We start from the raw sequence: 17,719 nt of genomic DNA, 5'->3' as shown, positions 1-17,719 counted from the left end.
CAACTAATGATCGAACGCTATACACGACCTGAAATGGGCAGCATTTGGACAGAAGAAAACAAATTCAAAGCATGGCTTGAAGTAGAAATCTTAGCTTGCGAGGCATGGTCTGAGCTTGGTGAAATCCCAAAAGAAGATGTTCAAAAACTTCGTTCAAACGCAAGCTTTGATATCGATCGCATTAACGAAATTGAACTGGAAACACGCCATGACGTAGTGGCATTTACCCGCGCTGTATCCGAAACACTTGGAGAAGAGCGCAAATGGGTGCATTACGGATTAACGTCAACAGATGTAGTCGATACAGCCCTTTCTTATCTATTAAAGCAGGCGAACGACATTTTACGTAAAGACATTGAGAACTTTATCGACATCCTTCGCGACAAAGCAATTGAACATAAACACACGGTAATGATGGGCCGCACACATGGTGTTCATGCAGAGCCGACAACATTTGGTCTTAAGATGGCCCTTTGGTATGAAGAAATGAAACGGAACCTTGAGCGCTTTAACGATGCAGCTGACGGGGTTCAGTACGGAAAAATCTCGGGCGCAGTCGGTACGTATGCAAACATCGATCCATTCGTTGAGCAATATGTATGTGAAAAACTTGGAACGAAGCCAGCGCCGGTTTCAACGCAGACGCTTCAGCGTGACCGCCATGCGCATTATATGGCCACTCTTGCACTTGTAGCTGCATCAATCGAAAAATTCGCTACGGAAATTCGCGGCCTGCAAAAGTCGGAAACACGCGAAGTAGAAGAAGCATTTGCAAAAGGACAAAAAGGTTCATCAGCAATGCCGCATAAACGTAATCCAATCGGATCTGAAAACATGGTTGGCCTTGCGCGTGTGATTCGCGGCCACATGGTTACAGCATATGAAAATGTATCGCTTTGGCATGAGCGTGATATCTCCCATTCATCTGCGGAGCGCGTAATTCTGCCGGATGCAACGATTGCCTTGAATTACATGCTGAACCGTTTCGGCAACATTGTAAAGAATTTGACGGTATTCCCGGAAAACATGAAACGCAATATGGACCGTACGCTTGGTCTTATTTACTCACAGCGTATTCTTCTTGCCCTGATAGACAAAGGCATGGCGCGTGAAGCAGCTTATGACACTGTACAGCCGCGGGCGATGGAAGCATGGGATAAGCAAGTTCAGTTCCGTTCACTTGTGGAAGCAGATGAAACGATCACATCGAAATTAACACCGGAAGAAATTGCTGACTGCTTTGACTACAACTACCATATCAAACATGTCGACACGATTTTTGACCGCATCGGCCTTTAATTAAACCGGAACCTGGGAGGATCACATCATGCAAAAAGGCAAGCAGCTCTACGAAGGAAAAGCAAAACGCATTTATGCAACAGACCAGGAAGATATCGTCTGGATCGAATATAAAAACTCGGCTACCGCATTTAACGGGGAAAAAAAAGCTGAAATTGACGGAAAAGGACGCTTAAACAACTTAATTACAGGGCTGTTGTTTGAAAAACTCGCCGAAAAAGGCATTGAGTCTCATTTTGTTAAGCAGCTGTCCCAAAATGAGCAGCTCGTGAAGCATGTTGATATTATCCCACTCGAGGTTGTCGTACGCAATGTTGCCGCTGGCAGCATTGCCAAGCGCCTCGGCTTTGAAGAAGGCGTGCCGTTTGGGGAGCCAATCGTTGAGTTTTATTACAAAAATGATGATCTGGGTGATCCGCTCCTAACAGAAGATCATATCCGTCTGCTAGAAGTGGCAGCACCTGAAGAAGTGCAAATTTTGAAAAAAGAAGCTCTTCGTGTAAACGACGTATTGATTCCGCTGTTTAGCGAAATGGGTGTAGACCTCGTTGACTTTAAAATCGAATTTGGCCGTCAAAAGGATGGCAGCATTTTGCTGGCCGATGAAATTTCGCCGGATACATGCCGCCTATGGGAAAAAGGCACAAACCGTAAACTCGATAAAGACTTGTTCCGCCGGGATCTTGGCGGACTGACAGAAGCATATACCGAAATCTACAATCGACTTGGAGGAACTAATAATGTATAAAGTGAAAGTTTACGTAACACTTCGTGAAAGTGTATTAGACCCGCAAGGAAAAGCAGTACAGCAATCTCTGTCAAACCTTGGCTACCAGGGAGTAGAAGAAGTGCGCATCGGCAAATACATGGAGCTTCAATTCGATGATTCTGTCCGTGACGTAGAAGGTACAGTCAAAGAAGTATGTGAAAAACTTTTGTCAAACCCGGTTATTGAAGATTACCGATATGAAATCGAGGAGAGTGCGAAACAGTGAAATTTGCAGTCATCGTATTTCCAGGATCCAACTGTGATGTGGACATGTACCATGCAGTAAAAGACGAATTAGGCGAGCAGGTTGATCTTGTCTGGCATGATGCGGACAACCTTGATGAATATGACGGTATTTTGCTTCCAGGAGGCTTTTCATACGGCGACTACCTGCGTTCAGGCGCGATCGCTCACATGTCAAACGTAATGGCCGCAGTTAAACGTGCTGCGGAAGCAGGCAAGCCGATTCTTGGCGTCTGCAATGGATTTCAAATTTTGCTTGAATCCGGCCTTCTTCCAGGAGCTATGCTTCGCAACAAAAACTTGAAATTTATTTGCCGGACGGTAGAGCTGTCTGTTGAAAATAATGAAACGATGTTTACTTCTTTATACGACAAAGGCGAAAAAATCAGCGTCCCAGTTGCACACGGTGAAGGAAACTACTACTGTGATGAAGCAACACTTGCCAAGCTGAAGGAAAACAACCAAATTGCCTTCACATATGCAAGCGATGTAAATGGAAGCCTTTCTGATATTGCAGGTATTACAAACGAAAAAGGCAACGTACTTGGCATGATGCCGCATCCGGAGCGGGCTGTTGATGAGCTTCTTGGCAGCGCGGATGGCCTTAAACTTTTCCAATCAATTGTAAAGCACTGGAGGAATTCTCATGTCGTTAATGCTTGAACCAAATCCACAGCAAATTAAAGACGAAAAACTATACAGCACAATGGGCTTAACGGATGAAGAATTTGCGAAAGTAGAAAAAATTCTTGGCCGTCTGCCAAACTACGCAGAAACAGGTCTTTTCTCGGTTATGTGGTCAGAGCATTGCAGCTATAAAAATTCCAAGCCTGTGTTAAGCCGTTTCCCTACAAAAGGCGAGCACGTTTTGCAGGGACCGGGTGAAGGCGCTGGTATCGTGGATATCGGTGACGGCCAGGCTGTTGTGTTTAAAATTGAAAGTCATAACCACCCATCTGCTATTGAGCCATACCAGGGCGCAGCAACAGGTGTCGGCGGTATCATCCGTGATGTATTCTCAATGGGTGCCCGTCCAGTTGCGATTTTAAACTCACTTCGTTTCGGTGAACTTGAAACAGCACGTGTAAAGTATTTGTTTGAAGAAGTTGTTGCCGGTATTGCTGGTTACGGAAACTGCATCGGGATCCCAACAGTCGGCGGTGAAATCGGCTTTGATCCGTCTTATGACGGCAATCCGCTTGTGAACGCAATGTGTGTGGGACTGATTGATCATAAAGATATTCAAAAAGGCCAGGCAAAAGGCGTTGGCAACACTGTAATGTATGTAGGAGCGAAAACAGGCCGCGATGGTATTCACGGTGCAACATTCGCTTCAGAAGAACTAAGCGAAAGCTCAGATGAAAAACGCCCAGCGGTACAGGTTGGCGACCCGTTCATGGAAAAATTGCTTTTAGAAGCATGCCTTGAGCTTATTTATAACCATCAGGACGTTCTTGTCGGGATTCAGGATATGGGTGCAGCCGGCTTAACAAGCTCGTCAGCAGAAATGGCGTCAAAATCCGGATCAGGAATCGAAATGAACCTTGATTTGATTCCGCAGCGCGAAACAGGCATGACACCGTATGAAATGATGCTGTCTGAATCACAGGAGCGCATGCTGATCGTTGTGAAAAAAGGACATGAAAAAGAAATCGAAGATCTTTTTGCGAAATACGGTCTTGAAGCGGCATCTGTTGGTGTCGTAACAGACGACAAAATGCTTCGTTTGATTCATAAAGGTGAAGTAGCAGCAGAAGTACCGGTTGATGCGCTGGCAGAAGATGCACCAGTGTACCACAAGCCATCTGCAGAGCCGGAATACTTCCGTACGTTCCAGGCAATGGAAGACGTAACACCGGACGTTACAGATTACAAAGAAACACTTGTGAAATTGCTTCAGCAGCCGACAGTTGCAAGCAAAGAGTGGGTGTATGACCAATACGATTACCAGGTTCGTACAAATACAGTGGTAGCACCAGGATCAGACGCAGCGGTAATCCGCCTGCGCGGCACAAACAAAGCACTTGCGATGACAACAGACTGTAATGCACGCTACATTTACCTTGATCCGAAAACAGGCGGTAAAATTGCCGTGGCAGAAGCGGCTCGTAATATCGTAGCTTCTGGTGCCCGTCCACTTGCGATTACAGACGGCTTAAACTACGGAAGCCCTGAGAATCCAGGCGTATTCTGGCAGCTTGAGCAATCAGCAGACGGAATTAGTGAAGCATGCCTTGCGCTTCAATCACCAGTTATCGGCGGAAACGTATCTCTTTATAATGAAACAAACGGTACAGCTATCTACCCGACACCAATTATCGGCATGGTCGGATTGATTGAAGATGTGAACCATATTACGACACAAGCAGCGAAGCGGGCTGGCGATCTCGTATACGTAATCGGGGACGCAGCAAGTGAATTTGGCGGCAGCGAGCTGCAAAAATTGATGAACGGCGGCGAAATTTCCGGTAAATCACCAGCCATTGATCTGGAAGTGGAAAAAGCACGCCAGGATGCGCTTCTTGCAGCGATTCAATCGGGCCTTGTTCAATCAGCTCATGACATTTCAGAAGGTGGATTTGCGGTAGCACTTGTGGAAAAATTATTTGGCACAGGCCTGGGTGCAAGCGTTTCTCTTCAAGGTGAAGCAACAGCTGCCCTGTTCGCAGAAACACAGTCACGCTTTGTGGTCACAGTAAAACCAGAAAACAAAGAAACGTTTGAGGCAGCTGTGCAGGATGCAAAACAAATTGGTGAAGTAACAGCTCAGCCAGTGGCATCAATTAGAATTAACGGAGAAGAAGTGGTACAGGCACCGGTTAGTGAACTGGAGGATGCCTGGAAAGGAGCTATTCCATGCTTGCTGAACTCAGAGGCTTAAATGAAGAGTGTGGCGTCTTCGGAGTTTTCGGACACGAAAATGCATCACAAATCACCTATTATGGCTTGCAAAGCTTACAGCACCGCGGACAAGAAGGCGCCGGCGTCGTAATGAGCGACGGTGAACGCCTTCGCGGCCATAAAGGTGAAGGACTTGTTACAGAAATTTTCAACCAGGACATTATCAACGGCTTAACAGGATCAGCAGCAATTGGGCATGTTCGTTACCAAACAGCAGGGGGCGGCGGCTATCAAAACGTACAGCCGCTCCTGTTCCACTTTCAAACAGGCAGTCTCGCACTTGCTCATAATGGCAACCTAGTGAATGCAACATCGCTGAAGCGCGAGCTGGAAGCACAGGGTAGTATTTTTCAGACAACATCTGATACAGAAGTGCTGGCCCACTTAATCCGCCGCAGCACATATGGCACGATCAAAGACCGTTTAAAAACAGCTCTTTCCATGGTCAAAGGGGCGTATGCGTTTTTGATCATGACGGAAAATGAAATGCATGTGGCACTTGATCCGCAGGGGCTGCGTCCGCTTTCAATCGGAAAGCTTGGCGATGCTTATGTGGTTGCCTCGGAAACATGTGCATTTGACATTATTGGTGCGGAGTTTTTACGTGATGTAGAGCCGGGCGAACTGATTACCATTAATGAAGACGGTCTTCATTCCGAGCAGTTTGCCGCAGCAATCAGCGACGCCATGTGCACAATGGAATACGTTTATTTTTCCCGTCCAGACAGCGATATTCATGGCGTGAATGTTCACAGCGCCCGCAAGCGTCTCGGCAAAATGCTAGCAAAAGAAGTAGACCCGGCTGTGCTTGACGCAGACGTTGTAACGGGTGTGCCCGATTCCAGTATTTCAGCAGCTATCGGCTTTGCGGAAGCGACAGGCATTCCATATGAGCTTGGTTTAATTAAAAACCGCTACGTTGGTCGCACATTCATTCAGCCGTCCCAGTCTCTTCGTGAGCAGGGAGTGAAAATGAAGCTTTCTCCGGTACGCGGTGTTGTTGAGGGGAAAAAAGTAGTTATGGTTGATGACTCGATCGTCCGCGGCACAACGAGCAGACGGATCGTTACGATGCTCAAAGAAGCCGGGGCAAAAGAAGTACACGTTGTCATCAGCTCACCAGCGATTAAGCATCCGTGCTTTTACGGCATTGATACATCTGAAAAAGGTGAATTGATTGCCGCGCACCATACAAACGAAGAATTGCGCGAATTGATCGGAGCTGATTCGCTTACGTATTTAAGCGTAGAAGGTACAATTGAAGCAATTGGCCACCGCAAAAGAGAGCTTGGCGAATGCGGCCAGTGTATGGCCTGCTTTACAGGGGAATACCCGACGGAGATTTACCCAGATACACAGCACCCGCATGACAAAGAAATCATGTGCTAACAGGAGGAACAAAAATGGCAAAATCGTATGAAGCAGCCGGTGTAAACATCGAGGCAGGGTACGAAGCAGTAGAACGGATGAAAAAACATGTGGAGCGGACAAAGCGCGCCGGTGTAATGGGAGCGCTTGGCAGCTTCGGCGGCATGTTTGATCTGTCTGCACTGCAGTTAAAGGAGCCGGTTCTTGTTTCCGGGACAGACGGCGTTGGCACAAAATTAAAGCTTGCGTTTATGATGGACAAGCACGATACGATTGGCATCGACTGTGTAGCGATGTGCGTGAATGATGTTGTGGTACAGGGAGCAGAGCCGCTGTTTTTCCTTGATTACATTGCATGCGGAAAAGCGGTGCCTGAAAAAATTGAACAAATCGTTAAAGGCGTAGCGGACGGCTGCGAGCAGGCGGGCTGTGCCCTCATTGGCGGAGAAACAGCAGAAATGCCGGGACTTTACGATGAGGAAGAATACGATATGGCCGGGTTTACGGTTGGCGCTGTTGAAAAGAGCAACGTTGTAACAGGTGAAAATGTAAAAGAAGGCGACGTGCTGATCGGTCTTGCCTCAAGCGGGATTCACAGCAATGGCTATTCACTCGTTCGCAAAATTTTCTTTGACACACATAACCTTGATGTAAACGCGCAGGTAGAAGGCCTTTCCGTGCCGCTTGGAGAAGCGCTTCTTGAACCAACACGTATTTATGTGAAGCCGGTTCTATCCGTACTAAAGCAAGCGGCTGTAAATGGGATGGCGCACATTACAGGTGGCGGATTTGTGGAAAATATTCCGCGTGCTCTGCCAAAAGGTCTTGGAGCTGCCATTGAAGCTGGTTCATGGCCGGTACCGGACATTTTTAATGTACTTGAGACGTATGGAAAGCTTGACCGCCAGGAAATGTACAATATTTTCAATATGGGCATCGGCTTTGTATTGATTGTATCGAAAGAAGAAGAAGCAAACGTAAAAGCAGCACTCGAAGCAGCTGGTGAAACAGCTTATACAATTGGACGTGTTGTGAGCGGCGAAGGAGTTACCGTTCAATGACGAAAATTGCTCTGTTTGCATCCGGTAGCGGAAGCAACGTGCAGGCAATTGCCGAGGCGGTGGCAGCAGGAACGGTTCCTGCTGAAATCGCCCTGCTCGTCTGCGATAAACCGGATGCATACGTACTTGAACGCGCAAAAGCACTCGATATTCCGGCGTTTTCATTCCAGCCGAAACAATACGAATCAAAAGCAGCGTTTGAGAGTGAAATTGTGGACCGCTTGCAGGAGGCAGGAGTCGAATTTATTTTTCTGGCCGGCTATATGCGTTTGATCGGCCCTGTTTTACTGAATGCATACCGGAACCGGATCGTAAACATTCACCCGTCTCTTCTCCCCGCGTTTCCAGGGAAAGATGCAATTGGGCAGGCATTTGATGCCGGAGTGAAGATTTCCGGCGTTACGGTTCATTTTGTCGATGAAGGTATGGATACCGGCCCGATTATTGACCAGGAGTGTGTACGAATCGATTCTGGCATGACACGCAATGATGTACAAAAAGCGATCCAGCGAATTGAACACAATCTTTATCCGAACGTAATTACCAAACTTTTGAATGGATTTAGGGAGGAACAAACACGATGACGAAACGCGCATTAATCAGCGTATCAGATAAAAGCGGCGTAACTGAATTTGCGAGAGAAATTGCGGCGCTTGGCTATGAAATTGTGTCAACAGGCGGCACGAAAAAAATGCTTGCAGAAGCAGGTGTACCGGTAAAAGGTGTAACCGATGTAACTGGATTTCCGGAGATTTTAGAAGGTCGTGTGAAAACGCTGAACCCGCTTATTCACGGCGGTCTGCTTGCGAAACATGGCGAGCCGGATCATCAAAAGCAGCTTCAAGAGCACAATATCCAGCCAATCGATATCGTCTGTGTGAATTTGTATCCTTTTCAACAAACGATCGCAAAGCCGGATGTGACAACAGAAGATGCGATTGAAAACATCGACATCGGCGGCCCGGCGATGCTTCGTGCGTCTGCGAAAAACCACGAGTATGTAACTGTAATTGTGGATTCAAATGATTACGATCAAGTATTGTCCGAGCTGAAAGGCGAAGGGAAAACAACGCTCGAAACGCGCCGGAAGCTTGCAGCAAAAGTGTTCCGCCATACAGCGGCTTATGACGCGATGATTGCCGGCTTTATGACAGATCTTGCCGGGGAAGAAAACCCTGAAAAGCTGACCGTTACGTATGAATTGAAGCAGTCACTTCGCTATGGTGAGAATCCGCATCAAAAAGCAGCGTTTTATTCACAGCCGCTTGGCTCTTCTTTCTCTGTGGCACAAGCTAAGCAGCTGCATGGAAAAGAGCTGTCGTACAACAACATCCGCGATACTGACGCTGCACTTCAAATCGTCAAAGAGTTCGATGAGCCGGCTGCAGTAGCCGTGAAGCATATGAACCCTTGCGGTGTCGGTGCAGGAGCAACAATTGAAGAAGCGTATGCTCGCGCCTATGAAGCAGATCCAACTTCTATTTTTGGCGGCATTGTGGCACTGAACCGTCCGGTATCGAAAGAGCTTGCCGAAAACCTGCATGAAATTTTTCTTGAAATCATTGTTGCACCATCTTTTGATGCTGACGCGATTGACATATTGTCGCAAAAGAAAAACATTCGTCTTTTGACACTTGATTTTGCAAACGGCAAAAAAGGTGAAAAAGTGTTAACATCTGTGGAAGGCGGCTTGCTCGCGCAGGATCTGGATGAACTGTCTCTTGCAGATGCAGATGTGAAAGTTGCGACAAAACGTCAGCCGACAGAAGAAGAATGGACAGCTATGAAGCTTGGCTGGAAAGTTGTGAAGCATGTTAAGTCAAACGCCATTGTTGTTACAGATGACAAAATGACTCTTGGCGTTGGCGCCGGGCAGATGAACCGCGTCGGTGCTGCGAAAATTGCGCTTGAACAGGCCGCTGAAAAAGCAAAAGGGGCTGCTCTTGCGTCAGATGCATTTTTCCCAATGGATGACACAGTCGAAGCAGCTGCTAAAGCGGGCATTACAGCAATCATTCAGCCGGGTGGATCAATCCGGGATGAAGATTCCATTAAAAAAGCGGACGAATATGGTATTACAATGGTAATGACAGGCGTTCGTCACTTTAAACATTAAGAGGGGGCTTTTCTCATGAACGTACTCGTTGTAGGACGTGGCGGACGCGAGCACGCCATTTGTAAAAAAGTGGCGGAAAGCCCGCTTGTTCAAACTGTTTTTTGTGCGCCGGGAAATGCCGGTATCGCGCAGGATGCAAGAATTGTTGATATTGATGAAATGAATTTTGCCGATCTTGCTGCTTTTGCAAAAGAGCAGGGGATTGACCTTGTCATTGTTGGTCCGGAAAATCCGCTTTCTGCTGGTATTACGGATTATTTAGAAGGCGAAGGACTAAAAGTATTCGGTCCTAAACAAAATGCGGCTATTTTAGAAGGCAGTAAATCCTTCTCGAAAATGATGATGGAAAAGTACAATATTCCAACGGCACGCTATCAGTCTTTTGAAGATTACGAAGCAGCCAAAGCATATATCCAGCAGGAGGGTGCACCGATCGTTTTGAAAGCGGATGGCCTGGCTGCCGGAAAAGGCGTTACCGTTGCGATGACGATGAACGAAGCGCTTGCGGCGCTGGATGATATGATGCTCGATAAAAAATTCGGTGATGCTTCTGCACGCGTTGTTGTAGAGCAATTTTTGCAGGGAGAAGAATATTCTCTTATGGCATTTGTTCACGGCGAAAATGTATATCCGATGGAAGCAGCACAGGATCATAAGCGTGCATTCGATAATGACGAAGGTCCAAACACAGGCGGCATGGGTGCTTATTCACCGGTTCCGCATATTTCGCAGGCCATTCATGACCAGTCGGTAGAAGAGATTCTCCGTCCGATCGCAAAAGGCATGGTTGCGGAAGGCCGTCCGTTTACGGGAATTATCTTTGCCGGTTTAATGTTAACAGAAGAAGGACCAAAAACGATTGAATTCAATGCCCGCTTTGGTGATCCGGAAACGCAGGTGGTACTGCCGCGTCTTCAAAATGACCTCGTTCAGGTGATGCTTGATGTGCTTGATGGCAAAAATCCTGAACTAGCCTGGAAAGAAGAATCCGTTCTCGGTATTGTTCTGGCAGCGAAGGGTTACCCGGAAGCATACGAGAAAGGCAATGAGCTTAAAGGGCTCCAGGCTATTGATGCAGGATCGGTTATCCATGCTGGCACGTATGCAGATGGAGGCGTGATCCGTGCGAATGGCGGCCGTGTACTTCTTGTTGCTGGAAGTGGGGCAAACCCGGTGGAAGCTCAGCAAAACGCGTATGAAAAAATACAACATATCGATACGGAACATTTCTTTTTCCGTAAGGATATCGGCAGCCGCGCTATTGCGAAAGCCCGTTTATAAAAGAAAGCAGGGGGAGTTTCCTCCTGCTTTTTAATCTATAGACAAATTATATGGATGACCGTGTAAATGAAGGGAATGGAGCAACGGCGTCGAGGTAGCTCCGCTTTCCATGGGACAGGCGCTGAGCCCGACTTCGCCTAGCGGCTCTACCGGTCTCCGCTGCCCTCCCGCCGCCAAGTGGCTTGCGACAAGATGGTATAAAGCTAATAAGGTCGTATTTTTCTGTTTAAAAAAGAGAAAACGTCTACTCGATCCTTGCTTATGGATCTTCTCCACCACTTATCGGCTCTTTTTTAAAAGCGAAAGATTTTGTCTGCATACAAAAAGCAGGGGGGAGTTTCCCTCTGCTTTTTGTGCTAAATCGGGACAAAAAAAGAAGGGAATTTACCTGTTTTGTCCCGAAAATCAGACTAATGCAAGTTTCTTGCCAAAAGTTCGAACTTTTTTCACAAAATCGATGATTCTTTAATGCTTTACTGTGTGATCTATGTTACGATGGAGTTCAATCGCATAGTTGAAAGCGATCTCATTTTGAAAGGAACGATTGGTATGTCTGATTTAACACATAGATGGAGAAACAAAAAAATACGTGAACAGGTTGCCGTAGTAGACCGGAAAAAAGCGCCGACACTTGTTTTGAAAAATGCACGGTATCTACACTCGGCGATGAAGCGGTGGCTGCAGGGGAACATCTGGATTTATGAAAACCGTATTGTCTACATCGGTGACGAACTGCCGGACCAAGCGGATGAGATCGTTGACTGCACAGGAAAAACAATCGTGCCCGGCTATATTGAGCCGCACGTTCATCCATTTTTGATTTATAATCCAAAAACATTTTCTGAATATGCGGCAAAGCGCGGAACAACTACTCTTATTAATGACAACTTGATGATGCTGCTGGCTCTTACAAAAAAGAAAGCGTTTTCTTTGATAGAGGAACTAAACAAACAGCCGGTTTCGACGTACTGGTGGTGCCGGTATGATGCCCAGACGGAACTTGATAATGAAGATGATGTATTTGCAAATGGTAATGTCAGCGCATGGCTGAAACATGATTGTGTCATTCAAGGCGGCGAGCTGACTGGCTGGCCGAAGCTATTAAATGGCGATGATATGATGCTGTACTGGATGCAGGAAACGAAAGCGGCGAATAAACGAATTGAAGGTCATTTTCCTGGCGCCTCTGAAAAAACCCTTACAAAAATGACTCTGTTTGGGGCGGACGGTGATCACGAATCCATGACTGGAGAAGATGTAAGAAAGCGCCTGATGAACGGTATGATGGTGACGCTACGCCATTCATCCATCCGTCCAGATCTTGAAAAGCTGCTGACCGAAATGAAGGAACTCGGGCTGGATCAGTATGATATGATGATGCTGACAACAGATGGACCGTCTCCTGCTTTTTGCGCAGATGGATTAACGGACAAATTAATCCGCATTGCCATCGAAAATGGCGTACCGCCGATTGAGGCCTATCATATGGCATCATATAACGCTGCTCGGTATTATCGAATGGAACATATACATGGTATGATCGCACCCGGCCGCCTGGCAAGTGTAAACATTTTAACAAGTGAATTTGATCCAACACCCGAAGCAGTACTGTCAAGAGGCATTTGGGTGAAAAAAAGCGGATTGGAAGCGAGCCCATTCCCATCTGTTGCCTGGCAGAGGTTCGGTCATACAAAAATGAGGATGGACTGGGAGCTGCAAGAAGATGATTTGCAATTTTCAATGCCATTCGGTATTGAAATGGTTAACAACGTGATCACCAAGCCGTGCAGTGTCGTGAAAGACGTGGCCGGTGAGCATTTTTATATGGAGGATGATCAGAATTACCTCGTTCTTCTTGATTACGAAGGCAAGTGGCGGGTAAATACAACTATCAAAGGGTTCGCAACAAACGTACAGGGGTTTGCTTCCTCGTTTTCAAGCACAGAGGATATTGTTTTAATTGGTTCATCTAAAGAAGAAATGAAGCGGGCGTTTAACCGGGTGAAAGAGCTTGGCGGAGGTATTGTTCTTGCAGAGAATGGGAAAATCATCCATGAAATCCCGCTGACACTGTCCGGCATCATGTCTGACCAGCCATTTGAAACGGTAATGAAACAGGAAGCCAAGCTGCGGGAACTCTTATCAGCACGCGGCTATCCATATGAAGATCCGATTTATTCCCTGCTTTTTTTAACGTCTACTCACTTGCCTTATATTCGTCTTACTTCACAGGGGATATATGACGTCATGAAGAAAACGATACTCTTTCCAACGATAATGCGTTAAAATAGTAAAGTAAAACTATTTTCGGAGTGTCGATATGAAAAAAAAATGGATGGCAATGGCTGCAGCAGCCGTTTTAATTAGCGGTTGTTCAAGCGCCGAGCCTGCCAGTACGAATGAACAGCGTAAACTCAATCCTTTAACAGGGATCCAATCGCCTAATAATGCACACCGGGCTGTAGCGGTTGTTATTAGTAATCATCCGTCAGCCCGTCCACAGACAGCGCTTGAAAAAGCAGATATTGTATACGAAATTTTAACAGAAGGCGGCATTACTCGTTTTTTAGCCATCTACCAAAGTGAATATCCGGATAAAGCCGGCCCGGTCCGAAGTGCACGTGATTACTTTGTAGAGCTTTCACAAGGATATGATGCGTTATTTTTAGCCCATGGCTATAGCCCGGAAGCGCAGGATATGCTGCTTTCGGGTGAAGTCGATCAGATCAACGGCATTCAACATGACGGCGATGTATTTAAACGGGATGCATCGCGAAAATCACCTCACAACTCATACGTAGATATGAAAGAGGCGTTTCATGCTGCCGAGGAAAAAGGCTATAGTTTAGATGATGCACCGCCGCGGCTGTCTTTTTTATCGGATGGAGAAGCGGAGAAGTTAACCGGTGATTCGGCAGCTGTGTTTTCCATTCGTCCGTCAGCAAATGACTTGTTTCAATCGAGATACGAGTACGATGGTCATACATACCACCGTAAAATAGACCAAATCGATATTGAAGCAGAGAATGTTTTTGTTATTGAAGCAGACCACCGGGTAGTCGATGCAAAAGGGCGCCTCGATATTGACTTAGCATCTGGCGGTGATGCGTTTCTTTTTCAAGAAGGTGTGATGAATCTGGTGAAGTGGCGCAGCCAAAACGGGCGGATTGTGCCCAATACAGAAAGCGGCCCAGCCTTCGTGCCGGGAAAAACATGGATTCACGTTGTACCGGCTTCAACAGGTTTAAATAAAGCAGTAAATGTAGAAATAGATGGTGAAGGGAATGGAAGTTAATTATGCAGATAGATAAGTTGCGGGGAAAGGAGCTGGATCAGCTGTTTCAAGCGGTCCTCTCGCTGAATGATCTAGAAGAATGCTACCGTTTTTTTGATGATCTGTGTACAGTAAATGAAATTCAATCACTGGCCCAGCGTCTTGAAGTGGCACGTATGCTTCAGGAAGGTAAAACTTACCATAAAATTGAAACGGAAACGGGTGCGTCAACCGCTACCATTTCTCGTGTAAAACGATGCTTAAACTATGGAAATGACGGCTATGAATTTGTGCTGAAACGTGTTTATGATAAAGAGTAAAGCAAAAAGCAGCTCCCTATAGGGCTGCTTTTTTTTATTCAAAGGATGCTTTTTTCAAAAGTCGACGAACAATAAAGGCATGTTGGACAAATGAAGCGCGCGCTGTTTCATGATATAATACGAAGTTGTAGTTGAATGAATGGAGGAAGTACACATGTATGATGTTCGCGAGTGGCGGCATGTGTTTAAGTTAGATCCAAATAAACAGATAGATGATGAATTGCTCGAGCTTGTATGCGAATCTGGAACAGATGCTATTGTAGTAGGCGGTTCTGATGGCGTGACATTAGATAATGTGCTGGACTTAATGGTGCGGGTGCGTCGGTATCCACTACCATGCGTGCTGGAAGTTTCATCTCTTGAAATCGTGACGCCCGGCTTTGACCTGTACCTAATTCCGACAGTTCTCAATACAGATAACGCAGATTGGATTACGGGCCTGCACGTAGAAGCGATGAAAGAATACGGTGATTTAATGGACCCGAACGAGTTGATCGTGGAGGGTTATTGCATTGCTAACCCCGATTGCAAGGCGGCGAAACTAACCGGTGTTTCAAAAAAGCCGGATACAGATGAAATCATTGCCTGTGCGCGGCTGGCCGGGCACTTATGGAGGCTGCCTATTTTTTATTTAGAATACAGCGGCACCTATGGTGATCTCGAAGTCGTGCAGAAAGCAGCCGACGTATTAAAAGAAACTGAAACGGTATTTTTCTATGGAGGCGGTATTCAAACAGCCCATCAGGCGAAAGAAATCGGACAGTTTGCAGATGTAGTTGTTGTCGGAAATGCGGTGTACGAGAAACCGGAAGAGGCATTAAAAACCGTCGCGGCGGTTCAAAAATAGTGTATAATAAAGAACAAACGTTCCGAATGGTGGTGGCAGGATGCAATTTTTAACAGATCGATTATTAAACGGCTTAAATCCAGAGCAGCAGGAAGCCGTCAAAACAACAGAAGGGCCGCTTCTTATTATGGCCGGCGCAGGATCAGGCAAGACGCGTGTGCTGACACACCGGATTGCTTATTTAATTGTTGAGAAAGAAGTAAATCCGTATAATATTCTGGCGCTTACATTTACCAATAAAGCGGCGCGCGAAATGAAGGACCGAATTGGGGTACTGCTTGGCGGCGCAGCTGAAGAAATCTGGATGTCAACATTCCACTCGATGTGCGTGCGTATTTTGAGGCGGGATATTGACCGGATCGGCTACAGCCGGAATTTTACGATTTTAGATACGGCGGATCAATTATCCGTCATTAAAGCGATTTTAAAAGATTTAAACATTGATCCGAAAAAGTTTGACCCGAGAGCACTGCTGGGCGCGATCAGCTCTTCTAAAAACATTTTAGTTGATGCGGCAGCATTTGCGCGTCAGCAGGGCGGCTATATGGATAAAGTAACATCTGATGTATATACGGAATATGAAAAGCGGTTAAAGAAAAACAATGCACTTGATTTTGACGATTTGATTATGTTGACGATTCGCTTGTTTGAACGGGTGCCGGAAGTGCTGGAGTTTTATCAGCGCAAGTTTCAGTACATCCACGTGGACGAGTATCAGGATACAAACAAGTCCCAGTATACCCTTGTCAAACAGCTGGCGAGCCGGTTCCAAAATTTATGTGTAGTCGGCGACAGTGATCAAAGTATCTACCGGTGGCGCGGTGCAGATATTGCCAATATATTATCTTTTGAAAAAGACTATCCACAGGCAAGGGCTATTTTTCTTGAACAAAACTACCGGTCAACAGGGCGTATTCTGCAGGCTGCCAATGAAGTGATTGAAAACAATTCAAATCGGAAGCCGAAAAAGCTCTGGACAGAAAATGCAGATGGAAAGAAGATTGCATACTTCCGGGCTGATAGTGAACGAACAGAAGCCGAGTTTATCGCCGGCAAAATAAAAGAGCTTTCCGCCTCGGGAAGAAAGCCCTCTGATTTTGCGGTTTTATACCGAACCAATGCTCAGTCACGTTTAATTGAAGAAACGCTTATGAAGTCAAACATTGACTATACAATTGTCGGCGGGATTAAGTTCTATGATCGGAAGGAAATCAAAGACCTTCTTGCGTATTTGCGCTTGATTGCCAATCCGGATGATGATATCAGTTTATCGCGTGTCATTAATGTACCAAAGCGGGGACTTGGTTCCACATCTCTGGATAAAATTGCCCGCTATGCGCAGGAGCATGACATTTCTATGTTTAGAGCTCTTGCAGAAGTGGATTTTATTGGTTTAAGCGGTAAAGCTGCAAATGCTGCGGCCGATTTTCGTGATCTCATTAACATTTACACACAGCAGCAGGAATATTTGTCTGTTTCAGAGCTTGTGGAAGAAGTGATTGACCGGACAGGATATGTCGATATGCTTGCAGCGGAAAAAACGATTGAATCACAAACGCGAATTGAAAATATCGAAGAGTTTTTATCGGTAACCAAGTCATTTGAAGAATCGAGTGAAGACAAAACACTCATTGCTTTCTTAACCGATCTGGCACTTGTAGCGGACATCGATCAGCTTGGCAAAGAGGAAGGACCGACAGAATCGGTCGTTCTTATGACACTGCATTCCGCCAAAGGACTTGAATTCCCTGTGGTGTTCTTGATCGGATTGGAGGAAGGTGTCTTTCCACACAGCCGCTCGCTTATGGATGATGAAGAAATGGAAGAAGAACGCCGTCTCGCATATGTCGGCATTACTCGTGCGGAAAACGAGCTGTATATAACGAATGCTGAAATGCGGACACTGTACGGGAAAACAAATATGAATCCCGTTTCGCGCTTTATCAGCGAAATTCCGGAGGACCTGCTTGAATCGGAGAATCCAAAACGTCAGCCGAGAAAAGCGATGCCGTTCGGCCAAAAAACACGTCCCGCTGTTATGCGTCCGCAAACAAGCGCAGCAGCAGGACTGAATTGGACGGTTGGTGATAAAGCAGCGCATAAAAAGTGGGGTACTGGAACGGTTGTGGCCGTAAAGGGAAGCGGCGACAGCACAGAGCTTGATATTGCTTTTCCAAGTCCGACCGGTATTAAAAGGCTTCTTGCGCAATTTGCGCCGATTGAAAAGGTATAAAGGATCA

15 protein-coding genes are annotated in these 17,719 nt (G+C 46.2%); all 15 read left to right on the top strand.

Going from position 1 to position 17,719, the window contains the following annotated elements; genetic code table 11:
- Nucleotides 1-6: 6 nt before the first annotated feature.
- On the top strand, nucleotides 7-1,299 hold the full coding sequence (purB, locus tag VP97_RS11215; RefSeq protein ID WP_050181947.1) for an adenylosuccinate lyase: 1,293 nt from the start codon (nucleotides 7-9) through the stop codon (nucleotides 1,297-1,299).
- A gap of 28 nt (nucleotides 1,300-1,327) precedes the next feature.
- A complete protein-coding gene (gene purC, locus VP97_RS11210; protein WP_050181946.1) occupies nucleotides 1,328-2,047 on the top strand; it encodes a phosphoribosylaminoimidazolesuccinocarboxamide synthase in 720 nt (239 codons plus the stop codon).
- Nucleotides 2,040-2,294: a phosphoribosylformylglycinamidine synthase subunit PurS gene (gene purS / locus VP97_RS11205; RefSeq protein WP_050181945.1), complete on the top strand. Its 255-nt coding sequence runs from the start codon at nucleotides 2,040-2,042 to the stop codon at nucleotides 2,292-2,294. The genes purC and purS overlap by 8 nt, the downstream gene beginning before the upstream one ends.
- On the top strand, nucleotides 2,291-2,974 hold the full coding sequence (gene purQ / locus VP97_RS11200; protein WP_050181944.1) for a phosphoribosylformylglycinamidine synthase subunit PurQ: 684 nt from the start codon (nucleotides 2,291-2,293) through the stop codon (nucleotides 2,972-2,974). The genes purS and purQ overlap by 4 nt, the downstream gene beginning before the upstream one ends.
- Nucleotides 2,958-5,192 (top strand): phosphoribosylformylglycinamidine synthase subunit PurL, encoded by a 2,235-nt coding sequence (gene purL / locus VP97_RS11195; RefSeq protein WP_050181943.1) that lies wholly within the window; start codon nucleotides 2,958-2,960, stop codon nucleotides 5,190-5,192. Before purQ ends, purL begins: the two co-directional genes overlap by 17 nt.
- Nucleotides 5,168-6,601, top strand: coding sequence for an amidophosphoribosyltransferase (gene purF, locus VP97_RS11190; RefSeq protein ID WP_050181942.1), 1,434 nt, complete (start codon nucleotides 5,168-5,170; stop codon nucleotides 6,599-6,601). Before purL ends, purF begins: the two co-directional genes overlap by 25 nt.
- A 14-nt stretch (nucleotides 6,602-6,615) precedes the next feature.
- Nucleotides 6,616-7,641: a phosphoribosylformylglycinamidine cyclo-ligase gene (purM, locus tag VP97_RS11185; protein WP_050181941.1), complete on the top strand. Its 1,026-nt coding sequence runs from the start codon at nucleotides 6,616-6,618 to the stop codon at nucleotides 7,639-7,641.
- Nucleotides 7,638-8,225 carry a phosphoribosylglycinamide formyltransferase gene (purN, locus tag VP97_RS11180; protein WP_050181940.1) on the top strand — a complete coding sequence of 196 codons (588 nt, stop codon included), beginning with the start codon at nucleotides 7,638-7,640 and terminating at the stop codon, nucleotides 8,223-8,225. Before purM ends, purN begins: the two co-directional genes overlap by 4 nt.
- On the top strand, nucleotides 8,222-9,757 hold the full coding sequence (gene purH, locus VP97_RS11175) for a bifunctional phosphoribosylaminoimidazolecarboxamide formyltransferase/IMP cyclohydrolase (protein WP_050181938.1): 1,536 nt from the start codon (nucleotides 8,222-8,224) through the stop codon (nucleotides 9,755-9,757). Before purN ends, purH begins: the two co-directional genes overlap by 4 nt.
- Before the next feature lie 15 nt (nucleotides 9,758-9,772).
- Entirely contained in the window at nucleotides 9,773-11,038 is a 1,266-nt protein-coding gene (purD, locus tag VP97_RS11170; protein ID WP_050181936.1) for a phosphoribosylamine--glycine ligase, read from the top strand.
- 549 nt (nucleotides 11,039-11,587) lie between these two features.
- The gene (locus VP97_RS11165) at nucleotides 11,588-13,324 is read left to right on the top strand and encodes an adenine deaminase C-terminal domain-containing protein (protein WP_050181934.1); all 1,737 of its coding nucleotides are present in this window, start codon (nucleotides 11,588-11,590) and stop codon (nucleotides 13,322-13,324) included.
- 34 nt (nucleotides 13,325-13,358) lie between these two features.
- Nucleotides 13,359-14,333, top strand: a complete 975-nt coding sequence (locus VP97_RS11160) for a DUF3048 domain-containing protein (protein WP_050181932.1) — start codon at nucleotides 13,359-13,361, stop codon at nucleotides 14,331-14,333.
- A gap of 2 nt (nucleotides 14,334-14,335) precedes the next feature.
- A complete protein-coding gene (locus VP97_RS11155) occupies nucleotides 14,336-14,632 on the top strand; it encodes a YerC/YecD family TrpR-related protein (RefSeq protein WP_050181930.1) in 297 nt (98 codons plus the stop codon).
- A 154-nt stretch (nucleotides 14,633-14,786) separates the two neighbouring features.
- A complete protein-coding gene (pcrB, locus tag VP97_RS11150) occupies nucleotides 14,787-15,479 on the top strand; it encodes a heptaprenylglyceryl phosphate synthase (protein ID WP_050181928.1) in 693 nt (230 codons plus the stop codon).
- Between the two features lie 40 nt (nucleotides 15,480-15,519).
- On the top strand, nucleotides 15,520-17,712 hold the full coding sequence (gene pcrA / locus VP97_RS11145; protein WP_050181926.1) for a DNA helicase PcrA: 2,193 nt from the start codon (nucleotides 15,520-15,522) through the stop codon (nucleotides 17,710-17,712).
- The last annotated feature ends 7 nt before the right edge of the window (nucleotides 17,713-17,719 follow it).

Source organism: Domibacillus robiginosus, assembly GCF_000966195.1.
GTDB classification, from domain to species: Bacteria; Bacillota; Bacilli; order Bacillales; family Domibacillaceae; genus Domibacillus; species Domibacillus robiginosus.
Note: the sequence above shows the minus strand (reverse complement) of the source record. Positions and strands in the feature narration are given on the sequence as shown.

Coding starts and splice junctions, on each gene's coding strand:
- purB (WP_050181947.1), top strand. CDS start 7: ATGATCGAACGCTATACACGACCTGAAATGGGCAGCATTTGGACAGAA.
- purC (WP_050181946.1), top strand. CDS start 1,328: ATGCAAAAAGGCAAGCAGCTCTACGAAGGAAAAGCAAAACGCATTTAT.
- purS (WP_050181945.1), top strand. CDS start 2,040: ATGTATAAAGTGAAAGTTTACGTAACACTTCGTGAAAGTGTATTAGAC.
- purL (WP_050181943.1), top strand. CDS start 2,958: ATGTCGTTAATGCTTGAACCAAATCCACAGCAAATTAAAGACGAAAAA.
- purF (WP_050181942.1), top strand. CDS start 5,168: ATGCTTGCTGAACTCAGAGGCTTAAATGAAGAGTGTGGCGTCTTCGGA.
- purM (WP_050181941.1), top strand. CDS start 6,616: ATGGCAAAATCGTATGAAGCAGCCGGTGTAAACATCGAGGCAGGGTAC.
- purN (WP_050181940.1), top strand. CDS start 7,638: ATGACGAAAATTGCTCTGTTTGCATCCGGTAGCGGAAGCAACGTGCAG.
- purH (WP_050181938.1), top strand. CDS start 8,222: ATGACGAAACGCGCATTAATCAGCGTATCAGATAAAAGCGGCGTAACT.
- purD (WP_050181936.1), top strand. CDS start 9,773: ATGAACGTACTCGTTGTAGGACGTGGCGGACGCGAGCACGCCATTTGT.
- VP97_RS11165 (WP_050181934.1), top strand. CDS start 11,588: ATGTCTGATTTAACACATAGATGGAGAAACAAAAAAATACGTGAACAG.
- VP97_RS11160 (WP_050181932.1), top strand. CDS start 13,359: ATGAAAAAAAAATGGATGGCAATGGCTGCAGCAGCCGTTTTAATTAGC.
- VP97_RS11155 (WP_050181930.1), top strand. CDS start 14,336: ATGCAGATAGATAAGTTGCGGGGAAAGGAGCTGGATCAGCTGTTTCAA.
- pcrB (WP_050181928.1), top strand. CDS start 14,787: ATGTATGATGTTCGCGAGTGGCGGCATGTGTTTAAGTTAGATCCAAAT.
- pcrA (WP_050181926.1), top strand. CDS start 15,520: ATGCAATTTTTAACAGATCGATTATTAAACGGCTTAAATCCAGAGCAG.